Source organism: Leifsonia sp. NPDC102414, assembly GCF_044765685.1.
Lineage (GTDB): Bacteria > Actinomycetota > Actinomycetes > Actinomycetales > Microbacteriaceae > Leifsonia.
The window spans coordinates 611,150-626,828 of record NZ_JBIWKN010000002.1 but is presented as its reverse complement, the minus strand read 5'-3'; the positions used below and the strand labels follow the sequence as shown (position 1 = coordinate 626,828).

Annotated in this window: 15 protein-coding genes and 1 pseudogene; 10 read left to right on the top strand and 6 right to left on the bottom strand. The window is 68.4% G+C overall.

Features of this window, described 5'->3' with window-relative positions; translation table 11 throughout:
- Positions 1 to 296 precede the first annotated feature (296 nt).
- Positions 297 to 1,688: a DUF1254 domain-containing protein gene (locus ACIRCZ_RS11425; RefSeq protein WP_402853066.1), complete on the top strand. Its 1,392-nt coding sequence runs from the start codon at positions 297 to 299 to the stop codon at positions 1,686 to 1,688.
- Positions 1,689 to 1,819: 131 nt separating this feature from the next.
- On the opposite strand, the gene arfB is transcribed toward ACIRCZ_RS11425, so the two are convergent.
- The 3 genes from arfB to ACIRCZ_RS11410 all read right to left on the bottom strand — a co-directional run bounded on the left by arfB (position 1,820) and on the right by ACIRCZ_RS11410 (position 3,317).
- Positions 1,820 to 2,257, bottom strand: coding sequence for an alternative ribosome rescue aminoacyl-tRNA hydrolase ArfB (gene arfB, locus ACIRCZ_RS11420; protein WP_402853063.1), 438 nt, complete (start codon positions 2,255 to 2,257; stop codon positions 1,820 to 1,822).
- 69 nt (positions 2,258 to 2,326) lie between these two features.
- Positions 2,327 to 2,863, bottom strand: coding sequence for a putative immunity protein (locus ACIRCZ_RS11415; protein WP_402853060.1), 537 nt, complete (start codon positions 2,861 to 2,863; stop codon positions 2,327 to 2,329).
- Between the two features lie 4 nt (positions 2,864 to 2,867).
- Complete coding sequence (locus ACIRCZ_RS11410; RefSeq protein WP_402853057.1) at positions 2,868 to 3,317, bottom strand: DUF6194 family protein; 450 nt, start codon at positions 3,315 to 3,317, stop codon at positions 2,868 to 2,870.
- Positions 3,318 to 3,411: 94 nt separating this feature from the next.
- On the opposite strand from ACIRCZ_RS11410, the gene ACIRCZ_RS11405 reads away from it, so the two are divergent.
- Positions 3,412 to 4,119: a MerR family transcriptional regulator gene (locus ACIRCZ_RS11405; RefSeq protein ID WP_402853054.1), complete on the top strand. Its 708-nt coding sequence runs from the start codon at positions 3,412 to 3,414 to the stop codon at positions 4,117 to 4,119.
- Positions 4,120 to 4,135: 16 nt separating this feature from the next.
- Entirely contained in the window at positions 4,136 to 4,855 is a 720-nt protein-coding gene (locus tag ACIRCZ_RS11400; protein WP_402853051.1) for a GntR family transcriptional regulator, read from the top strand.
- Positions 4,856 to 4,918: 63 nt separating this feature from the next.
- Here ACIRCZ_RS11400 and ACIRCZ_RS11395 read toward each other — a convergent pair whose 3' ends face one another.
- Positions 4,919 to 6,271, bottom strand: coding sequence for a hypothetical protein (locus tag ACIRCZ_RS11395; protein WP_402853048.1), 1,353 nt, complete (start codon positions 6,269 to 6,271; stop codon positions 4,919 to 4,921).
- A gap of 3 nt (positions 6,272 to 6,274) precedes the next feature.
- Entirely contained in the window at positions 6,275 to 7,222 is a 948-nt protein-coding gene (locus ACIRCZ_RS11390; RefSeq protein ID WP_402853045.1) for an N-acetylglucosamine kinase, read from the bottom strand.
- 351 nt (positions 7,223 to 7,573) lie between these two features.
- Between ACIRCZ_RS11390 and ACIRCZ_RS11385 the strand changes: the two genes are divergently transcribed.
- The 6 genes from ACIRCZ_RS11385 (at position 7,574) to ACIRCZ_RS11360 (ending at position 14,584) form a co-directional block, all read left to right on the top strand.
- Positions 7,574 to 8,926, top strand: a complete 1,353-nt coding sequence (locus tag ACIRCZ_RS11385) for an ABC transporter substrate-binding protein (RefSeq protein ID WP_082581517.1) — start codon at positions 7,574 to 7,576, stop codon at positions 8,924 to 8,926.
- A gap of 4 nt (positions 8,927 to 8,930) precedes the next feature.
- Positions 8,931 to 9,905: a carbohydrate ABC transporter permease gene (locus ACIRCZ_RS11380; RefSeq protein WP_082581518.1), complete on the top strand. Its 975-nt coding sequence runs from the start codon at positions 8,931 to 8,933 to the stop codon at positions 9,903 to 9,905.
- A complete protein-coding gene (locus ACIRCZ_RS11375) occupies positions 9,902 to 10,714 on the top strand; it encodes a carbohydrate ABC transporter permease (RefSeq protein WP_402853041.1) in 813 nt (270 codons plus the stop codon). Before ACIRCZ_RS11380 ends, ACIRCZ_RS11375 begins: the two co-directional genes overlap by 4 nt.
- A gap of 45 nt (positions 10,715 to 10,759) precedes the next feature.
- The gene (locus ACIRCZ_RS11370) at positions 10,760 to 11,581 is read left to right on the top strand and encodes a 6-phosphogluconolactonase (protein ID WP_402853038.1); all 822 of its coding nucleotides are present in this window, start codon (positions 10,760 to 10,762) and stop codon (positions 11,579 to 11,581) included.
- A 70-nt stretch (positions 11,582 to 11,651) separates the two neighbouring features.
- Positions 11,652 to 14,012 (top strand): beta-glucosidase, encoded by a 2,361-nt coding sequence (locus ACIRCZ_RS11365; protein WP_402853035.1) that lies wholly within the window; start codon positions 11,652 to 11,654, stop codon positions 14,010 to 14,012.
- A gap of 71 nt (positions 14,013 to 14,083) precedes the next feature.
- Positions 14,084 to 14,584, top strand: coding sequence for a hypothetical protein (locus ACIRCZ_RS11360; RefSeq protein WP_055897281.1), 501 nt, complete (start codon positions 14,084 to 14,086; stop codon positions 14,582 to 14,584).
- A 3-nt stretch (positions 14,585 to 14,587) separates the two neighbouring features.
- Here the strand turns inward: ACIRCZ_RS11360 and ACIRCZ_RS11355 are convergent, their stop codons facing one another.
- Entirely contained in the window at positions 14,588 to 15,280 is a 693-nt protein-coding gene (locus ACIRCZ_RS11355) for a Pr6Pr family membrane protein (RefSeq protein ID WP_402853032.1), read from the bottom strand.
- Between the two features lie 134 nt (positions 15,281 to 15,414).
- Here ACIRCZ_RS11355 and ACIRCZ_RS11350 point away from each other — a divergent pair.
- Positions 15,415 to 15,679 (top strand): annotated as a pseudogene (locus tag ACIRCZ_RS11350) (hypothetical protein); the annotation flags it as partial.

Below are 15,679 nucleotides of genomic sequence, written 5' to 3'. Positions count from 1 at the left end.
TGGACAATGATCGCGACAAATTACGTGGCAACCGTCTACTTTCCGTCTCGTCGGCGACACTTTAGATGACCGTTCACACGAGGCCGTGTCGACGGCACTCGCAGTGGTCATCCGCAACGCGGCCAGACCTGTTCGGCCTGGGAGACAAGCAGGATGCTCCGCTCCTGACGACGGCGCGGCAGCTTTGTCGATCTAGACGTATGTCGTGGCGGTCCCTAGCCTGGTGAAGGCGGCTCGAGCACGCGAGCGATTTTGCCTGGGGACCGTCTACTCGACCGTGCCGAAAGGACCGAAATATGACCGTCGAACTTCCCGGCAGACTGGCGAGTGTGCCTATGGCCGGCGATCTGCCGTCTCGCGACGCGATCGCGACGATCTTCGATGAACTGGACTATCAGCTCGCCTGTCAGGTCTACCTATGGGCCCTGCCGCTCGTGTCGTACGCCCAGTGGAAGACGCAGCACTACGACGTTTTCGGCGCCACGGGAAGCGATCTTGTCCGCTATCTCAGCTACCGAGACAGGCTGGGGCTGATCACCGCAAACGCGACGACGCCGTACATCTTGAACTTCTTCGACCTTGCAGTCAGCGGTCCGCTCGTGATCGAGCTGCCCGCCGGACCGACCGCCGGCGGAGTCTCGGACTTCTGGCAGCGCGAGGTCGGCGCGATGGGTGAGATGGGTCCGGATCGCGGTCAGGGCGGCAGGTACGTCATCCTCGGGCCTGAGATGGCTGAGCCGGACAGTCTCGGCGACGAGTACCACACGCTGAGGTCGTCAGGCATGAACATCATGTTCGGGTTCCGCACCCTCGATCCCAACCCGGAACGCGCAGACGCACTGGTGCGGGCCGTGCGGATCTACCCATACGCAGAACGAGAGAATCCGGCCCCCACGCGCGTCGTCTCTCCTGATGGCCGGCCATGGACGGGCGACCAGCCTCGTGGACTCGACTACTGGAAACGGCTGCACAGCATCTACCAGACAGAGGTGGTGGATGAGCGCGATCGGTTCTACTTGGCCATGCTGAAGCAGCTCGGAATCGAGAAGGGCAAGCCGTTCGAGCCGGACGAGCGCCTGATACGCATCCTCGAGCAGGGGTCGGCGGCCGGTGAGCTGATGGCGCAGGCGAACACGTTCGCGAAGCGATTCGACCAGGAATCGTACTGGCCAGACCGAGTTTGGGAGCAAGCGATCGTGCTCGACAACTCCGCCCAGCGTGGCGACGGGTACGACGAGCTTCTCGAGCGCGCATCCTGGTTCTACGAGGCGGTCAGTTTCTCAGAGGCGATGAAGAGTCAGACTCCCGGAGTCGGGCAGGCGTATCTCGGCGCTTACACCGATGCGAACGGTGACTGGCTCGACGGAGGGCGCGACTATGTGCTGCACGTTCCGGCGAACGTCCCTGCGAAGTTGTTCTGGTCGGCAACGGTGTACGACATCGCGACCAGGTGTCTGATCGACAACGAGCAGCAGCGCGGCGACCGTGGATCACGCGATCCGGAACTCGTGACCAACGACGACGAATCCGTCGACCTCTACTTTGGCCCGACCGCACCCGCCGCAGGCGAGTCCAACTGGGTGCAAACGATTCCCGGCAAGCACTGGTTCTCATATTTCCGCTTCTACGGTCCTTTGGAGGCCTACCTGGATCGCAGCTGGAAACTGGGGGACATCACGCCCGCCTGAACAATAGGAGTGCGGGCGCGATCGCCTCAATCGAGATTGCCGCCTGAACGGGTTCCGGACCGCGGCACAGGTCCTCGCTTTGTTGCAACTGCGAGGCGAACCCTGACCGATCCCGTCGCCAGATCCAGGTGTCAGTCGTGAGGAGGACGTCGCAGTCGCTTGACGTCGGTGCGCCGCTTCTTCGCTTCCAAGCGTCGCTGCTTGGCACCTCGGCTGGGCTTCGTCGGTCGTCGCGGGGCCGCCGGCGGCAGGAGGGCGTCGGCCACCATGTCGGCCAGCCGAGCGCGCGCGGCTTCCCTGTTGCGCAACTGCGCGCGATGCTCGGATGCCACGACCGTCAGCTTTCCGTCGACGACACGACCGCTCAGACGCTGGAGGAGCCGCTCCCGCTGCAGCGGAGAGAGCACGGCGGACCCTGCCACATCCCACACGAGCTCCGCGCGAGAGTCGGCAGTGTTCACCCCCTGTCCTCCGGGACCGGATGACCGCGAGAACCGCCAGGACAGCTCGGACTCGGGGATTGTGAGTCCGGAGTCGACCCGAAGGCCGGGACGGTGGGCAGCGGGCATGGGTCCATCATGCTCCGTCAGCCGGTGGACATGCCGACTGAGGCCACGGCTCGATGGTCAGACGCCGCTTCACCCCTCCCCCAGCCCCGCCTGAAGCGCGCGGATCAGCTCGCCGAGCCGACCCGTCGCGAGCAGCCCCGGGCCGAGTGGCCCCGAGGTGTCCTCGCCGAGACGTGGCAGACGGCGGAGGGCTGCCCTGGCCTCCGGGGAGATGTGCGCGAGCTGCCAGCGTTGCTCCGCCTCCGCCGCGTCGGGCTGGTCGGGCGCGGCCAACCCCACCGCGCTGGCCGAGTACGCCGCCGCTCCGAGCGCGTGCGCTCCCATGTGTGCGACGCCCGCGGCCTGTGCGCACGCTCTGGCGGCCGCCACCGCCGGCGGAGACGTGACAGCGTGCGCGGCACGGCCCGCCACGAAGCGGCGGCGGATCTCGCCGGCGGCGTCGAGCTCGCCGCGGGAGAACGCGCGGGCCCGCTCGATGGCGTCGCGCGGGCGGTCGTCGTCCGGCGCCTCCGCCTCGAACAGCGGCAATACCCGCTCGGCGCAGTCCGCAGCCCACGCGGCCACGCGGCGCCGGTCGGTCTCGCTCAGCGACTGTGCGGACACCATGCCGTCACCGCCCCACCGAGCGACGGGACGCGCGTGCCGCCGCCGCGTCGTGCGCCACTCGCAGCAGCGTGGTCACCGCATCCACCGTCCGCTCTCCAGGGTTCACCACCGAGACCCACCCGGATGCGCCGTACAGCGGGTGGGCGAAGAACGCGTCGGTCTCGGCCGGGTCCACCTCGGCAGGGCTGACGAGCCGTGCCGCCTCGTCCCGACCCACGTGGATGTTCACCCGGAACCGGCCGGGGGCGTCCAGTCGCGAGGCGTGGTCGTCCGGGTAGTTCTTCGTGATGATGGTCGCGTACGGCTGGGTGCGTTCCGGTATCAGCCCGTCCGGTGCGAAGTAGAAGTACGCGTCCCCCCACGACAGCTCGGGGAAGCCGCTGTGCTCATCCGGCAGCAGCACGAGCGAACCATCGAAGGACTGGACGAAGTCGACGATCTCCTGAAACTCCATTCTTCAATCGTGGCCCTGACGTGCTTGTGTGGACTTTGTGGAGGAGAAATCAGGGAAGCGACCGGCAAACCCTCAAGAGCGTGCGCTGACGACCGTGGCGATCGGCCGCCTCGCGGGCTACTCGACGCAGCAGGTGCGCGACCTCGAACGGCTCGGCGCGATTCCGCCCGCCCAGCGCAGCGCGAACGGCTACCGCCGCTACGACCACCGCCACCTCGTCGCGCTCCGCGCATACCGTGCGCTCGCCGCCGCCGCGGGGCCGGTTCTGGCCAGGCAGCTCATGCCCGTGCTGCTCACCGGGACGGTCGACGAGGCGGCGGAGCGGATCGACGAACTGCACGCCGCCATCGCCAGGGGGCGGTCGCAGCTCCGCGAAGCGCGCAGCGGGCTCGACGCCGTGCTTGTGGAGACGGGGGAGGTGTTCGAGGAGCGCGACGCGATGACGATCGGCGAACTCGCTCAGGCGCTCGACGTCCGCCCGTCCGCCCTGCGGCACTGGGAGTGCGAAGGGCTCGTGCGCCCCGACCGCGGATCCCCCGTGCGACACTACGGCGCCGGCGCGATCGCCGAGGCCCGCATCGTCGCGGCCCTGCGAAGCGGCGGCTACCGCATCCCCGCGATCGCGCGCATCCTGGATCAGCTCCGCAGCCAGGGGCTGACCGCAGAGGCCCGAGAGTTGCTCGACCAGCGGCTGGCCGAGCTGACCAGGCGCAGCATCGCCCTCCTGGATGCGGCCGGTCACCTGCACGAGTTCCTCAACCAGTTGTACCAAACAGCGACGGAGGCGCATCCAATCGCCTGATTGGTATGGTGGGGCTGTGAAAACTCCCACGATCACCACCCGCGTCTCCCGGGAGCTCGGCATGGCCATCAACCACGGGATCTACCAGCCGGGAACCAGGCTGCCGGGCGAGCGGCTGCTGGCGGAGAGCATGCACGTGAGCCGGAGCACCATCCGGATGGCGCTGGAGGATCTGGAGCGGCAGGGCCGCGTCGCGCGCTCGCCGCAGCGCGGCTGGTTCGTGCCGAGCCCGACGGTCGGCGAACCGCCGAGCACGCTGGAGAGCTTCACCGAGATGGCGCGGCAGCGCGGCCACACCCCCACAGCAGAGGTGCTGGAGAAGTCGGTCCGTTCCGCGACCCTGGACGAGGCCAACCGGCTCGGGATCGCGCCGGGCACCGAAGTGCTCGAACTAGTCAGACTGCGTGGGATGAACTCGACGCCGATCTGCGTCGACAGGAACGTGCTGCCGCTCACCATCGCCCACGCACTGCTCGACCTCGACCTCACCGACGCCTCTCTCTACGAGACGCTGCAGACGCACTGCTCGGTGAGCATCTTCCGCAGCGCGTACAGCGTCCAGGCCGAGACCCCGACCGCCGAGCAGGCCACCCTGCTGCGCATCCCGCAGGGCAGCCCCGTGCTCGTCGGGCGCGAGATCGCCTACGACAGGGCTGGTGCGCCCGTGCTCCTCGGACTGAACACCTATCGCGGAGACGCGTACCGGTTCCACGCGGACCTGTACCGCGCGGAGTAGGCGCCGCCACACGCGACGAGGCCCCCGACTCTGGATGGAGTCGAGGGCCTCTGTTCGTTCTGGCTAGTGCAGCGGAGGAAGGATGTCCTTCTGCAGCTCCAGGAACTCGTCCAGCATCGCCACCGCGCGGTTGTGCGAGTCCACCACAGGGTCGAGCAGGATCGCCTGCAGCAGCTTCGCCTTCGACTGCTCCGCGTACGCCTGCACCAGCAGCTTGTGGATGCTCCCCTGCAGCCGAACCATGGCGAGCACGCCCTCGGGGAACTCCTCCAGCGGCACAGCGACCAGCTCGCCGTCCACGACGCGCCCTGGCACCTCGACCACCATGTCGTCCGGCAGGCCGGGGATCGCGCCGCGGTTCGGGAGGTTCACCGCGGGCAGGTCGCGCTCGACGCCGCAGGCCACCCACTCGATGATCGGGATGGCGAGCTCCTCGGACGAGACGACGGGACGGTTCTCGAGGGTGTCCTCCAGCGTCTTCTGCGCGTGCTTCGGCGGCTGGTACGGGCGGTCGGTGTCCGCGAACCGGATCTCGTAGTACCACTCGGGCGTCGTAGCGCCCTCCTGCCAGGGCGAGCCGTCGGCGGGGTCGTGGAAGTACTGGAGCTGGGCAGGCACGTAGTCCTCCGCCCAGGACAGGTACTCTCCGATGTGGTTGGCGCTCGGCGACGGCCACAGCCCGAACCGACGGAACAGGATGCGCGAGAGCCCGACCTCGTGCCAGTCAGACACCCAGTTCGCCTCGTGCTCGAGCTCGCGCAGGCGCGGGTACAGGTCTTCACCGGTCTTCCTGTCCCTGATGCGCTGGAACCAGGCGAAGTGGTTGATCCCGCCAGCGGCGAGGTCGAGCTGGGCGAGCGGCGTTTCCAGCAGCGCCGAGATCTGGCGCGCGCCCTGGAAGTAGCCGTGGCACAGCCCGACGACCTTCACCGAGGTGAGGCGCGTGATGGCCTCGCAGACCTTGTGCTCCGGGTTCGAGAAGTTGAGGAAGAGCGCATCCGGCGCCAGTCGCTCGATCGCGCGGGCGATCTCGAGCAGCGGGCCGAACTGGCGGAGGGCGTGGAACAGACCGCCTGGGCCGCCGTTCTCACCGTAGACCTGGCGGAACCCGTACTTCCTCGGCACCGTGAAGTCCTGCGACCAGTAGTGGTAGCGATTCACCTCGATGGCGGTCACCACGAAGTCGGCGCCGGTGACGGCCTCGTCGAGGTCGGTCGTTGTCGTGATGGTCGCGGCGTGGTCGAGCAGCCCTGTCAGGTGCCTGGCGTATCCCTCCATCTCGGCGAGGGGAGCCGCGGCGATGTCCATGAGCGTGAGGTCGAGACCCTTCTCGGCGATCGGTGCGCTCAGGAGGAGGTCGCGAATGATGGTTCCGGCGAACTCCCGGCTCCCTGCTCCAATGAGTGTTACTTTCATCTGCTACTTGTCTCCGATCTGGATGGTGTTGACGTTCTGGTCCCGTGCGATCCGGCGAGCCACCGCGACGGCTCCGAGCACAGGGGGTCTGTCGAGGATGGTGAGTGCGAGTCCCGGGTGGTCTTTCTGGAGTGCTGCGCCGAACGCATCCTGTAGTCGCGGCTGACGCTGGATGACCGAACCGCCCGCCACGACGCCGTCCGCGGGGATTCCGCGTTCGAGGAGCTGATGGACCAGCCAGGCGAGCTGTTCTCCCGCGTCGCCGATGACCTCGGCGGCGATGACGGAACCATCGTCGGCCGCGGCGAAGACCTCTGGCGCGTGCCTGCCCCACTCCTCAGCGGACGCGGCGTTCGTGACGGCCAGCGCGAGCCCGTCGCCGTCGCTCGCGGCGAAAGAGGCGAGCAGCCGCCTGCCGAGCTGATCGAACGACCCGCCCCGATCCAGGTTGCGGAGCACGGCCCTCGTCGCGTCGCGGACGAGCCCGGCCGCGCTCCCCTCGTCGCCGAGGAGCCAGCCCCAGCCGCCGGCGCTGACCAGCTCGCCATCAGCATCCCTGGCGGTGGCGATGGCGCCTGTGCCGACCACGACGCCGATCGCGCGTTCCTGGTCCATCGCCTGGGGGATGAGCTCTGAATCGTTCATGACGGCGACGGGGCCGCTGAACCTGGCGCGCATGGCACGCTCCAGCTCGCGGCACTGGGCCGTGTTCTCGCAGCCGTGCGCGCCGACGGCGAGCGGCGAGCTCAGTGCATCCTGGCCGATGTGCTCGACCAGGAGGGCGCGCAGCCCGGTGGCGTCGGCCTCGACATCGCCGAGGCCACCGCGCCAGGAGGCGGACGGCACCACGATGTCGCGCAGCTCGGATGCGGTCTCCGCACGCGAGTCGGAGGGAGCGAGGACGATGTGCGTCTTCGTTCCCCCGATGTCCACCCCGACCACTCGGCTCATCAGTTTCTTCCCTCGCAGTCGGTCTCGTGGTGTGGTCCACCAACGTCGGCGGCGCCTCCACGCTAATCACACGCAGCCCAGTTATGCCAGTTCATGGGCGATTAACAACCAGATCGCGGACTGGTCCGGTTCCATCGGGCCCGTTCAGGGGGCTGTCAGGTGAGGTGTTGGAGTGTTGATGCCTCGAATGAGCCAGCCTGCCACGGAACGGCGGCCAAGGTTTACCGGACCAGTAGCCGGAATGGTTGTTATTTCGTCCCCAAGTGGACTAACTGAGCTGGTTAAGAATAGCGTTGCTCCCGCGCTGCATATCGGCGTGAACGACAGGGCGACGAGTTAAAGGAGACTCGCATGAAGAAGCGGCACCTCGCTGGAGCGATTGCTGTAGCTGCCGGATTGGCCTTGGGCCTGGCGGGCTGCGCACCGGGCGGATCCACGGCGGCGGACTCCTCCCGTCCCGTCTCGAAAGACGTGTCGGGCAAGGACGTCACCATCAAGATCCTCGACTTCTGGCAGAACGACGAAGGCAAGTGGATGGACGCCGTCGTCAAGGACTTCGAGAAGCAGCACCCGAACATCACCATCAAGCGCACCACCCAGGACTGGGGCCAGGTGATGAACACGCTCAACCTGCGCCTCGCAGACGCGAACGGCCCGGACATCGCACTGGTCAACAACGGCTGGCAGTCGATGGGCACGCTGGCCAAGGGTGGCCGCATCCTGAACCTCGACGCGTACTCGAAGCTGTACGGCTGGGACAAGGAGATCCCTGACACCATCTCCCGCCAGCTCGAGTTCACCCCGGACGGAAAGCAGATGGGAACGGGCTCGCTGTTCGCCACCCCCGCAGCGCGCTCCTCCCTGATCGGGCTCTACTACAACAAGACCATGCTGGACCAGCTCGGCCTGCCGGTGCCGACCACGCTCGCCGAGTTCGAGAAGGACGCCGCGGCGATCAAGGCGGCAGGCAAGACGCCGATCGCGTTCGGCTCCCAGGACAAGGGGTCGGCGACGTCGATCCTGTTCGCCACGCAGAACCTCTACGCCCCCGCCGACAAGATCGGCGACTTCGTCTACTCCAGCGGCAACGTGCCGATCACGGACACCGGGATCGTCGACGCCGCGACCGACGTGAAGAAGTGGGCGGACGACGGCTGGTTCACGCCGAACTACCCCGGCATCCAGTACGCGGATGCGCAGAACGACTTCCTGACCGGCAAGGCGGCCTTCCGGTTCGAGTACACCGGCTCTCTGGCGTTCTCCGAAGCGCAGAAGCAGACCTTCGGCTACGTTCAGCTTCCGCAGGTGGAAGGCGACAAGGTGGTCGGCACCGGAGCATCCGCTGCCAACCTGGCCATCTCGTCGAAGTCGAAGAACCCGGATGCTGCCGCAGCGTTCCTGGACTTCATGGCCAGCAAGACGGCCGCTCAGGAGGCGGTGGACCACGGGTTCCTTCCGCTGCTGCACTCCGACCTGAGCATCCCGAGCGGCAACCCGGAGCTCGCCAGTGAGATCACGGCGCAGCAGGCGCTCGACAAGGGCAACGGCTACGTGCCCTACTTCGACTGGTCGACCCCGACGATGCTCGACACGATCGGCGGCCAGCTCCAGCAGCTCTTCGCCGGCCAGGTCACGCCGCAGCAGCTCGGCGAGGCAGGACAGAAGGACTACGACGCCTTCCAGGCCCAGCGGGCGAAGGGCTGAGCCGATGACCTCGTCCGATCTGGTGCAGCGGCAGGAGACCCCCGCCGCTGCACCGGCGGCGCCGCGTCCCCCGCGCAGCGCTTCCACGAGGAAGCGCAGGCTGTCTCCCCTCGCGCGCCGCCGCAGGTGGCTCGGCCTGGCGTTCGCTGCGCCGGCGCTGCTGTTCTACGGCTTCGTCGTGCTCGTCCCCATCCTGCAGAGCGTGAACTACTCGCTCTACAGCTGGGATGGGGTCAGCGCGGCCCGCTGGGTGGGGTTCAGCAACTACGTGTCGTTCTTCACCGACCCTGAGCTGCTGGAGTCGCTGGGGCACGTTCTGGTGCTCGTGGTGTTCTTCTCGCTCATCCCGATCGCGCTCGGCCTGATCTCCGCGGCTCTGCTCGGACGAGGGAAGACGACGGGCAGCGGCGTCTACCGCTGGCTGCTCTTCCTTCCGCAGGTGCTCACCAGCGTGGTCGTCGCCGTGATCTGGAAGCGCATCTACGGCCCGGACGGCCCGCTCAACTCCGCCCTGCGCGCCGTCGGTCTCGGCGACCTGGCCAAGAACTGGCTGGGCGACTTCACCTGGGCGCTCCCAGCCCTCGGCGTGATCGGCACCTGGACGGCGATGGGCCTCTGCATGGTCCTCTTCGTCGCCGGTGTCGCCGCCATCCCAGGCGAGCTCTACGAACAGGCCCGCATCGACGGGGCAGGACCGATCCGCGAGTTCTTCTCGATCACGCTTCCGAGCCTGAAGGGACAGGTCGCCGTCGCGCTGACGCTCACCGTCACCGGGGCGTTGCGCGCGTTCGACCTGGTCTGGGTGACAACGCAGGGCGGCCCAGGCACGTCGACCACGACCCCGGCGCTCCTGCTCTACCGCAAGGCCTTCCTGAACCCCGACGTCGGGATGGCCGCCGCGATCGGCATCATCATCGCGGTCGTCTGCCTCCTGGTCGCCCTCGTCATCACCCGACTCTCCGAGGAGAAGAACGCATGATCTCCCGCTCCGAGCGCGTGCTCAACCACACCGTCCTCATCGCGGTCTCCGTCTTCGTCCTCTTCCCCGTCGTCTGGTTCCTTTTCACCGCCCTCAGCCCGTCGCGGAGCGGTCAGCTCGACCTCCTGCATCCACAGTTCGGTAACTTCGTGACCGCCTGGAACGCCGGGGGCTTCGGCTCGGCGATGCTGGCCTCCGCCGTCATCACCATCGGCGCCGTGGTCGGCCAGACCGTGCTCGCCGTGCTCTCCGGCTTCGCTTTCGGCGTGCTCGGGGTGGCGGGCCAGAAGGTGATCTTCCCCCTGGTGCTGTTCGGCCTGATGATCTCGGCCGAGGTCTTCATCATCCCGCTCTACTACACGTTCCAGTCGATGGGCCTCACCAACTCGTGGCTCGGCCTCATCATCATCCAGATCGGGATGGGCGTCCCCTTTGGCGCATTCTGGATGCGGGCGACCTTCCGCGCCGTGCCCCCGTCGCTGATCGAGGCGGCCGAGATGGACGGCGCCCGGTCGTGGCGCATCCTGTGGCAGGTGCTGATGCCGATCGCCAGACCGGCCGTGCTCACCCTCGCCCTGCTGTCGTTCATGTGGACCTGGAACGACTTCTTCCTCTCCCTGGTCTTCATCGCCGACCCGGCCATCCAGCCGGCCACCCTGGCGCTCGGCGTCTTCCAGGGGAAGAACACCCTCGACGTGAACCTGCTGGCCGCCGGGTCGCTGATCGTCGCCGTCCCCGTGCTCATCCTCTACGTGTTCTTCCAGCGCCACTTCATCAGCGGCGTGCTCAACGGCGCGATCAAGGAGTGAGCGGTTCCCGCTCAGCCTGATCCGTTCCCCAGACAAGGAGTCTCCATGCGCATCGCGCCCGAAATCCTCGACACCCCCGACGACGTCGGCCGTGCGGCCGCCGAGCAGATCGCCGACGCGATCACCGCCGCGAACGCGGAGGGCCGCACGTTCGTGCTCGGCTGCCCGACCGGGCGCAGCCCGTTGACCACCTATGAGCAGCTCGCTGTCATCGTCGCCGAGCGCGATCTCGACCTCAGCACTGTGGTCATCGCCCTGATGGACGAGTACGTGGAGCAGGCGGGCGGAGAGCTGGCAGGCGAGGAGTTCCGGGCGGTCGACCCGGCTCTCGCGCACAGTTGCGTCGGCTACGGCGAACGCGACATCCTCGGCAGGCTGAACGCGGGTGCGCGGCCGGAGCACCGCATCCCGGAGCAGAACCTCTGGCACCCCGACCCCCGCGACCAGGACGGCGCGTACGACAGGAGGCTGGCAGAGGCGGGCGGGATCGACCTCTTCCTCCTGGCCTCAGGCGCATCGGACGGCCACGTCGCCCTCAACCCGGTCGGAGCAGCGGCGGACACGGTCACGCGCGTCGTCGCTCTCGGCGACGACACCCGCCGCGACAACCTCGACACCTTCCCGACGCTGGGCAGCCTCGACGAGGCCCCTCGCTACGGGGTCACCGTGGGCATCTCGACCATCCGCGAGCTCTCCCGCTCGGTGATCATGGTGGTCACCGGCGAGCACAAGCAGCCGACCGTGCGCAGGCTCGCCGCGGCGGACGCCTACGAGCCGGAGTGGCCGGCCACCGTGCTCACCCAGTGCGCCTCCCCGCGGTTCCTGGTGGACCGCAGCGCCGCCGCGCTCCTGCAGACCGCGCGCTGACCGCCGCGCGCTGATGCCAGCGCCTCACCCCTGCCCCTCGCCGCCGTCACCCTCCCGGAAGGTTCCCCCAATGCACGTCCCCCCGTTCGATGTCGACCAGGTCCTCGCCGCGCTGACCCTGGAAGAGAAGGCGTCGATGCTCTCCGGCGTCGACGACTGGTTCACGCAGACCATCGACCGGCCGGGGCTTCCGGCCGCCGTGCCGGCCATCGAGGTCGGCGACGGACCGCACGGCCTGCGCAAGGAGACCGGCGTCGACATGGTCTGGGTGCCTGCGACCGGTTTCCCGACGGCCTCGGCGATGGGCGCATCCTGGGACAGGGACCTGATGCGCAGGGTGGGCGCCGCGATCGGCGAGGAGGCCAGGGCTGAGGGGGTGCAGGTCGTGCTCGGGCCCGGCGTCAACATGAAGCGCTCGCCGCTGTGCGGACGCAACTTCGAGTACTTCTCCGAGGACCCGCTGCACTCCGGCGAGTTGGGAGCCGCATACGTCGACGGCGTGCAGTCGACCGGCGTCGGCACATCGCTCAAGCACTTCGCCGCGAACAACCAGGAGATCGAGCGGACCAGGATCTCGGTCGTCGCGGACGAGCGCACGCTGCGCGAGACCTACCTGTCCGCGTTCGAGCGCGTCGTCCGCCGCGCGGAGCCGTGGACGGTCATGTGCTCGTACAACCGGCTGTTCGGCGTGCACGCGTCGCAGAACCATTGGCTGCTCACGGAGGTGCTGCGCGACGACTGGGGCTACCAGGGCGCCGTCGTCTCCGACTGGAACGCCGTGCACGACCGCGTCGCCGCGCTGCGGGCGGGACTCGACCTCGAGATGCCGGGAACGGGCGGACAGACGGACGCCGAGGTGGTCGCGGCGGTCCGCGACGGCTCGCTCGCGGAGTCCGTCGTCGACGCGGCCGCCCGCCGCGTGCTGACCCTGGTCGCACGCGCATACCCGGGCGCCGAGCTGGTCGACGGACCCGTGATGTCCCTCGGCCACAGCGCCGGCGACCGGCTCACGCCGGAGCAGCTCGCCCTCCTGCGGGCCGACGAGCACCACGCGCTGGCCAGGGAGGCCGCCGCCGGATGCATCACCCTACTGCGCAACGAGAACGCTCCCGGCTCGGCCGCGCCCACCCTGCCGCTCGCGGAGACGGGCGGCGCCATCGCGGTGATCGGGGCGTTCGCCGAGCACGCGCGCATCCAGGGCGGCGGCTCGTCCGGGGTCGATCCGACCAGAATCGACGTGCCGCTGGAGGAGATCCGGAACATCGCCGGACAGCGCATCGTCTCCGCTCCCGGCTACGTGTACGCGACCAAGAACGCGTACCAGGACGACAACCTCGCGATCCTGGCCGCCCACGGCATCAGCCATGACGAGGACAAGCCGAAGGTCGCCAGGCGCTCGGCGACGCTGGCCAAGGAGCTGCAGCTCGCCGAGGCCGTCCAGCACGCCGGCAGGGGGCCGCTCTCCGAGACGGCTGAGCGGCTGATCGCCGAGGCCGTCGCGGTCGCGGAGCAGGCGGAGTCGATCGTGGTGTTCGCCGGCCTCCCGCTCTCCTACGAGCAGGAGGCGAACGACAGGGACTCGCTCGCCCTGCCCGCAGACCAGCTCGCGCTGCTCGCAGGGCTCGCCGACGTGCGCGAGCGGACGGGCGCATCCATCACTGTGGTGCTCTCCAACGGCTCCCCGGTGTCGATGGACCCGTGGCACGACAGGGTCGACGCCATCGTGGAGGCCTGGCTGAGTGGCCAGGGCACAGGGCACGCGGTCGCGGACGTGCTCTTCGGGCGCACGAACCCATCAGGCAAGCTCGCGGAGACCTTCCCGCTCGCGGTCGAGGACACCCCCGGCTTCCCGAACTGGCTCGGCGAGCGGGGAACGGTGCTCTACGGAGAGGGCGTGTTCATCGGCTATCGCTGGTACGACGCGCTCCACCGCGCCGTGCGCTACCCGTTCGGGCACGGCCTGTCCTACACGACGTTCAGCTATCGCGACCTCGACCTCGCGGTGATCGACGCCGACACCGGGCGGGTGCGCGTGTCCTGCACGATCGTCAACGACGGCGACCGTGCCGGCGACGAGATCGTGCAGCTCTACGTCGGCGATCCGGATGCGGAGGTGCAGCGGCCGGTGCGCGAGCTGCGCGGCTTCGAGAAGGTGAGGATCGAGCCCGGCGCGTCCGTGCGGGTCGACTTCGAGCTCGAGAACCGTGACTTCGCATACTGGGATTCCGCCGCGGAGCGACCGGATGGAAAGCGCGGCCTCTGGCGGCGCGAAGGCGGCGAGTTCCGGATCGAGGTGGGCTCGTCGTCGCAGGACATCCGCCTGGCCACCGCGATCGAGCTGCCGGACGACCCCAGGATCCCCGCGCTGATCCGGGATGCGGATCTCATCGACATCGCCGCATCGCGCTTCGTCGACGGGCACGCCGGCTGAGCCGTTCATCACCCCGTTTGTCATTCTCCGGAATGATGCGAACGCATCCAGGAACGGCGTTGAATGGATCCATGAACGTCAACCTGCTTCCGCTCGTCCAGGGCGCCGGCGCTGTCGCGCTGGCCGTCGTGGCGTTCTCGTTCGCGCTCACCTGGCCGTCGCTGATCGCCACGATCCAGGGCTTCCGGTCGGAGCGCGCCAGGCTCGGCGCCTTCGTCGGCCTCGGCGTCGCGATGATCACGGCGGCGAGCCTGCTCTACCTCGTTCCCGGCCTGCTGCTGCGCGACGAGCTCGCCCTGCTGATCTCGTTCCCGCTCGGCGCGACCTGGCTGATCGCTGCCGTCGCACTGATCGTGCGCGGGATGCTGCTCGAAGGCGCATCCCGTGTCATCTCGTACTCGTTCGCCGTGGTGTCCGTGAGCGGGCTCGCGGCCGGCATCGTCTCCGCACTGTGCGCCCAGCACAGGATCGCCGACACGATCACCCCGACCGGGGCGTTCCTGCTCGCGCTGACCGCCGTGGCCGGAGTGGTCTTCTGGTCGAACAGCGTCGACAGGATGGCGCGGGCGTAACGCCTAGTCGCCGTCAGCGGGCAGCGCCCGTCCGCCGCGCCAGCGCCTGGACACCCACACCACGCCGTATCCGACGCACAGGATGACCGCGGCGATCAGCAGTACGTAGAACGCCACGGAGAGGTAGCCGTTGGGCGACGTCTGCGGGTTGAGGAACGGATACGGGTACCAGGGCTGCTTGCCCGTCACGGGGTCGGCGCCGAACGGGGCGCGGATGAGGGTGTAGATCGCCCAGACGATCGGGAAGCCGACCACCCACCAGAGCACCCGGCGGCGGAGCGGAGCGCGGCCGGGAGCGAACAGCCAATCGAGCAGCAGATAGGCAGGACCGACGACGTGCAGCACCTCGTTGGACCACTCGACGGTCTGCCCCTGCGGCAACGGGATGTTGCGCAGCAGCAGGTTGTAGACGACGCCCGTGGTCACCATGTACGTCGTGATCACCGCCCGGAGAGCCGTGAACCACTCCGGGTCGTCTCCTGTGCGTGCGAACAGCAGATACGCGCCGATCGCGAGCACCACCACGTAGCCCACGTTCGAGTCGATCGTGAAGAAGCTGAAGAAGTTCACAACGTAGCCGGCGATGTTGCCGCCCTTGCCGGAGATGAAGTTCACACTCGTCGCGAACTGGGCGATGATCGCCACGATCGTCAGCAGAGCCATCGCCGCGCGGACGATCCCGAAACCGATCCGCATCCGGACCCCTTCGTCTGGTGGTGCGAGGACAGGAGACAGGGCGAGCATACCGACCCGGCAGGCGCGCACGCGGCAAACGCGCAGGCGCACCGCGACTAAACTAGCGGGGAAACCCGTACGAGAGAGGTCGCCGAGTGGCACCCGCAGTTCCTGCACCGAAGTCCAACCGGTACTGGGTCGTCCCCGCCGTCCGTGCCGTCGTCGCACTGGCAGCCACCGCCGTCATCACATTCACACGGGATGCGCACACCGCCGAGTTCGGACTGATCGTCTTCGGCGTGTTCGCCATCGTGGACGGCCTCGCGACGTCGGTCCTCACCGCGACCTCCGGGCTCCGCGGCACCACGCGCACCCTGTTCATCGTGCAGGGCGCCATCGGCGTCGTCGCCGGCGCGCTCG